The 5,140-nt window shown below is 68.0% G+C and carries 6 protein-coding genes; 2 read left to right on the top strand and 4 right to left on the bottom strand.

The window, feature by feature from the left end:
• Positions 1-100: 100 nt before the first annotated feature.
• Entirely contained in the window at positions 101-472 is a 372-nt protein-coding gene (locus tag ACWGCN_RS35695) for a hypothetical protein (RefSeq protein ID WP_378996999.1), read from the bottom strand.
• 414 nt (positions 473-886) lie between these two features.
• Between ACWGCN_RS35695 and ACWGCN_RS35690 the strand changes: the two genes are divergently transcribed.
• Positions 887-1,219 carry a hypothetical protein gene (locus tag ACWGCN_RS35690; RefSeq protein ID WP_378996997.1) on the top strand — a complete coding sequence of 111 codons (333 nt, stop codon included), beginning with the start codon at positions 887-889 and terminating at the stop codon, positions 1,217-1,219.
• A 20-nt stretch (positions 1,220-1,239) separates the two neighbouring features.
• Positions 1,240-2,670: an RNB domain-containing ribonuclease gene (locus ACWGCN_RS35685; RefSeq protein ID WP_452460450.1), complete on the top strand. Its 1,431-nt coding sequence runs from the start codon at positions 1,240-1,242 to the stop codon at positions 2,668-2,670.
• Between the two features lie 9 nt (positions 2,671-2,679).
• Here ACWGCN_RS35685 and ACWGCN_RS35680 read toward each other — a convergent pair whose 3' ends face one another.
• Genes ACWGCN_RS35680 through ACWGCN_RS35670 form a run of 3 tightly spaced genes read right to left on the bottom strand, consistent with a single transcriptional unit; the run spans position 2,680 to position 4,932 of the window.
• Positions 2,680-3,537, bottom strand: a complete 858-nt coding sequence (locus ACWGCN_RS35680) for a CHAD domain-containing protein (RefSeq protein WP_452460449.1) — start codon at positions 3,535-3,537, stop codon at positions 2,680-2,682.
• A gap of 4 nt (positions 3,538-3,541) precedes the next feature.
• Entirely contained in the window at positions 3,542-4,504 is a 963-nt protein-coding gene (pip, locus tag ACWGCN_RS35675) for a prolyl aminopeptidase (protein WP_452460448.1), read from the bottom strand.
• Entirely contained in the window at positions 4,504-4,932 is a 429-nt protein-coding gene (locus tag ACWGCN_RS35670) for a hypothetical protein (protein WP_378996987.1), read from the bottom strand. Before ACWGCN_RS35670 ends, pip begins: the two co-directional genes overlap by 1 nt.
• Positions 4,933-5,140: the final 208 nt, after the last annotated feature.

Here is a 5,140-nt window from a genome sequence, read left to right as displayed (position 1 = left end):
GGGCAACCGCTTCGTGTTTCCCCGGGGGACCGCCCCCCCCCCCACGGCTAGGGGGCCGGCCCCGCGGGGGCCCCCCCGCCTCGCTCGGCCGCACAGCGGCTCAGCACATCAGTGTGGACATCTGGTAGACGGCCGTGGCCTCTTCGGTGGTCGCGTCGGTGGCGCCGTTCTTGGCCGCCTTCTTGATCGTGGCGATCGTGTCGGCCTCGGACTTGCCCGCCTTGATCTCGGAGCAGGAATGGTTCAGCACCGCGGCCACGGCGGCGTCGTCGCGCCCCTGCGCCAGCTTCGGGAAGGCGTTGCGGTAGCTCACCACGAACATCCCCGCCTTGCTTGCTTCGACCTGGAAGGAAGGCGCGGGCGTGGTGGACGCGGCGGGGGAACCGGCAGAGGAAGAGTCATCGCTGCAGCCGGCCAGAAGCAGGGCGAAGACGGTGGCGCTGGCCGCGATGGCGGCGGTAGTTCTACTCACGCAGCGGGATGCTAGCCGCCCAGGAAACACGCCGCTTCCCGTGTGGTTAACGGGAAGCGACATGTTCCGGATCGAAGCGGTGAGCTACCCCGGGTTGATCGCCAGCAGGTGTGCCCAATAGCTGGCCGCGTCCGGTCCGAGGATCGGCGACAGGTAATCGAAAATCAGCCACGACATACGTTCGCAAACTCCCATTTATCGACGTGAGTGCCGCACAACCCGGCAGCTGCCGAGTGCGCCGCCGCCACAGTAACAATTGCCCGGAATGTCTCGGCGATCGTGTGCCGAGACAGGGAAAATGCGCTGGAACTCGCCGGGAACGTGAGCGAGGTCATAGAGTGATCGCCGTCGGCAGGGCTCGCTGCCACTTCCGCGAGCCCAACACATTCGATCGCGGAAGCAGGTCACATTTACATGCGGGTAGTTCGTTCCATTGTCGCCGGTGCACTGATCGCCGGAGCCACTGCGGTTTTCGCAACGCTTGGTGCCGGTTCGGCGAGCGCGGTCGCGGTGACCCCGCTCAACGGTGGGGTTCAGGTCGACCTCAGCCCGGGTGATACCGCCTGGGTGCACCAGTCCCGATTCGGCCTGACCGTGGCCGGTCTGCCGCACCCGTCGGCGGCCTCGTTCGGTCAGGCGCTCGACGCGGCCGCGACCGTGTCCTCCGCCGTGCCCAACGGCCGGGTCACTTTCACGGTGTACGGCCCGCTCGATCAGCTCAACGGCACCATGCTCGCACTGCAGTAGGAAATCGCTACTCTGCGAGAATGGAACTCCATCAGCGGATCGTCTCGGCGCCGGTCGACTTCGGCGCCATCCGTTCCGAATTCGGACTGGCCTCGGACTATCCGGCCGAGGCCGTCTCCGACGCCCGCGACGCGGTGGACGCGTTCGCGGGCACTCGGGTCGATCGGACCGATATCGAGTTCGTGACCATCGACCCGCCCAGCGCGCTGGATCTGGACCAGGCGCTGCATATCGAACGCACTCCCACCGGCTTCACCCTGCACTACGCGATCGCGGATCTCGGTGCGGTGATCGTGCCGGGCAGTGCGCTGGCCGCCGAGGCCGAAGTGCGCGGGCAGACCTTCTATCTGCCCGACGGTAATGTCGCACTGCATCCGACCGTGCTGTCCGAGGGCACCGCGAGTCTGCTGCCCGGCGTCGACCGGCCTGCCGTGTTGTGGACCATAGAACTCGACAATGATGCTGTGCCACTGAGCTGTTCGGTGAAGCGCGCACTGGTGCGCTCCCGGGAGCGGTTCGACTACGCACAGGTCCAGGCTTCCGCCGACGCCGGTATTCTGCCGCCGTCGCTGACCGCGCTGCCCGAATTCGGTCGGCTGCGGATCGAGGCGGGGTTGGACCGAGGCGCGATCTCGCTGCGGTTGCCCGCGCAGGAAGTGATCCCCGACGGAGACGGCTGGCGCCTGCGGTTGGAGCCCCGGACCGAGGCCGACGACTGGAACGAACAGGTCTCGTTGCTCACCGGCATGTGCGCGGCGCGAATCATGCTGGAGCACAAAGGGGTCGGCCTACTGCGAACGATGCCGCCACCGCCGGAGAGCGCGATCGATTCGATGCGGCGCACGGCGGCGGCATTGGGGGTCGAGTGGCCCGCCGAGGTCCCGGTGGGCCGCATGCTCGCGGGACTCGACGCGAACACCCCCGCCGCGCTGGTGCTGATGTCGGAAGCCACCGGGTTGTTGCGCGGCGCGAGCTACACACTGCTCGCCGAACTCGACGACCCGACCCCGCAACAACTGACGCACAGTGCGATCGGCGCACCGTACGCCCACGTGACGGCGCCACTGCGACGGCTGGCCGACCGGTTCACCACCGAGATCTGCCTGGCCTACGATGCCGGAGCCGACGTGCCGCAATGGGTGACCGACGGTGTGAAGGCCGCCGCCGAGACGATGCGCCGCACCGATGCCGTAGCCAACAAGGTCGATCGCGCCTGCGTCGACCTGACCGAGGCCACCGTCCTCCAGCCTCGGGTAGGCACCGAGTTCGCCGCCGTGGTTTTGCGTGATGCCAACGGGTCCCGGCCCGCGGAGATCTTTGTCAGTGAACCGCCGATCCTCGCGCGGTGTGCGGGACAGCCGCCGGAAGGGGAGAAGGTCGCGGTGCGGTTGGCTGTCGCTGATCCGGGAACTCGGACTATCGGCTTCGAATACGACGGGCCACGTCGATAGTGACGACTGTCAGTTCGCCGCGGAGATGAATGCGGCGGCCGCCGGGTAGTGGGCGATGGCTCGGCCCGCGGCTGCTTCCTCGGTGTCGGCGAGGAGTTCGTAGATGGTTGCCGCGGGCGCGTGGGTACCTGCCCCTACCACCAGGATCGCTTCGCGGGATTCGACGGCGTCGCGGTGGTCGCCGAGGACGGATTGCAGGCGCTTGGCCCGGGTGCCCAGGTCGGTGGCGTCGGGGCCGAGGACCGTCGCGGCGGCTTCGCAGGAATAGCGTAAACGCTTGGCGCCCTTGCGGATGTCGTGGAGCAGTTCTACGCGGTCCGCCGGGGTGGCGGTGGGCTCGGCGAAGACGAGTGTGCGCAGGCGTTTGCGGTCGCGGCGCAGGACCTTGCCGAAGACAGTGGTCGCGTTGTCGCGGGCGAGCTCGGGGGCGAGCGGGGGATCGGTGCGCCAGGTTTTGAGGACTTTGCGCAGGCGGCGGTAGCGCTTGCCGTCCATGGCGCTCAGTACCTCCGCGTGAGCAGCGGTGTAGGCCGCACGGGAGGCCCCGACCAGGGCGTCGGTGACCTCGGCGGGGACTCGGTCGTAACCGGTCAGCAGATCGATGAACCGTTCGGCGCGGACTTCGGCGTCGCGGGCCACGCCGAGCAGGTCGGCGAGCCACTTCAGTTCCGCTTCGGTGCCGGCGGCTTCCTCGGCGTCGAACAGCTTGCGATAGGAACGCAGGACACTGCGGAGCCTGCGCGTGGCCACCCGCATCTGGTGGACCGAATCGTCGGCGTCGGCGCGCACATCGGGTTCGGCGTCGAAGAGCCGGTCGATGTCCTCGCGTAGCGCCGCGACGACGGCTTCTCCGGCCTCGGTCGCCATGGTGTCAGCCTCGCTTTCCGAACGTGTCGGTCGCCTCCACCAGCTGGGCGGTGATGCCGGGCTCGTGCGCGGTGTGCCCGGCGTCCTCGACGATGTGCAGCGTCGAGGACGGCCACGCGTTGTGCAGATCCCATGCGCTCACCACGGGGCACACAATGTCGTGGCGGCCCTGCACGATCACGCCGGGGATGTCGGCGATCCGATCTATGTCTCGCAGCAACTGTCCCTCCTCGAGGAATCCGCCGTGGCGAAAATAGTGGTTTTCGATCCGGGCGAACGCGAGAGCGAAGCGTGCTTCGGCGGTTTCGGCGACCCGATCCGGTTGCGGGAGCAGGGAACTCGTCGCGCCTTCCCATGTCGACCAGGCGACCGCGGCATCGAGCGCGACCTGCGGATCGGGGGAGTGCAGCAGTCGGTGATACACCTCCACGAGGTCGTCCCCGCGTTCCTCGACGGGGACCGGCGCCAGGAATCTCGCCCACTCGGCGGGGTAGACGTTGCCCGCGGCGCCGTTGTAGTACCAGTCGATTTCCTTGCGCCGCAACAAGAAGATGCCACGCAACACCAGTTCGGTCACCCGCTCGGGGTGGGCCTGCGCATAGGCCAGGCCCAGGGTCGACCCCCACGAACCGCCGAACACCTGCCAGCGCTCGATCCCCAGATGGTCGCGCAGCAACTCCATGTCGGCGATCAGATTCGGCGTGGTGTTGGTGTCCAGGGGAGCCCCATCGGCGATGTGCGGCATGGACTTTCCGCATCCACGCTGATCGAACAGCACGATCTTGTACACGGCCGGGTCGAAGAAGCGCCGTTGCAGGGGCCCGGTACCGCCGCCGGGTCCGCCGTGCACGAACACCACGGGCTTGCCGTCGGGATCACCGCTGACCTCCCAGTACACCGACTGGCCGTCGCCGACATCGATCAGGCCCTGCTCGAACGGTTCGATCTCGGGGTAGAGACCGCGCATCAGAACGCCAATCCCGCGGCAAGGGAAGGCAATTCGAGAGCGGTGAGCGCCTCGGTCCGCACCTCGGGGCAGCTCTCGGTGGTCACCCGGTCGATCATCGCCTTGTCGGCGAGAACGTGCCCGTTGATGCCGCCGTTGCGGAAGCCCCAGTCGTGCACCATGGCGTTGAGCGAGATCCGACCGAGCGTCGGGCCCTGTACCCGGAAGTTCGACAGTTCGGGCCGGATCATGTCGCACAGTTGCGCGGCGGAGGAGGGGCTGATCGTCAACGTCCCGGCCGGCGCGGTGGTCGTCGGCGCGGCCGAGGTGGTGGTGCCCGCACTGCCGGTCGAGGCCGGTGGCGTACCCCCGCAGGCGGTCAGGGTCGCGGCGGTGAGCGCGCCCGCGATCAACAGCACGGAACGGGAAATCCAACGGCGTTGCGGCATCGGTACCTCTGCTAGTCGAACAGTGTCGCCATCGAGTCTGCCAGTTTGTGATGTGGTGCGTCGGGTCCGACGGGCGGGTTGGATCTGATGTTCGGTAGCCCCCGAACGGTTTGACGCTGTGTTTGTTGGCGCGCTGGCGCGCGCGTGTCCGCGGCCGGGCCGCCGGTCAGGCACCGGGGCTTGCTCCTTCGTCGCCTACGCCCCGGCG

This window comes from Nocardia sp. NPDC055050 (assembly GCF_053608345.1).
The sequence above is the reverse complement of the archived record's forward strand: the minus strand, read 5'-3'. Positions and strand labels throughout refer to the sequence as shown.

Bases quoted from the DNA above. Each gene is read 5' to 3' on its own strand.
- ACWGCN_RS35690 (WP_378996997.1), top strand. From the start codon at position 887: ATGCGGGTAGTTCGTTCCATTGTCGCCGGTGCACTGATCGCCGGAGCC.
- ACWGCN_RS35685 (WP_452460450.1), top strand. From the start codon at position 1,240: ATGGAACTCCATCAGCGGATCGTCTCGGCGCCGGTCGACTTCGGCGCC.
- ACWGCN_RS35680 (WP_452460449.1), bottom strand. From the start codon at position 3,537: ATGGCGACCGAGGCCGGAGAAGCCGTCGTCGCGGCGCTACGCGAGGAC.
- pip (WP_452460448.1), bottom strand. From the start codon at position 4,504: ATGCGCGGTCTCTACCCCGAGATCGAACCGTTCGAGCAGGGCCTGATC.
- ACWGCN_RS35670 (WP_378996987.1), bottom strand. From the start codon at position 4,932: ATGCCGCAACGCCGTTGGATTTCCCGTTCCGTGCTGTTGATCGCGGGC.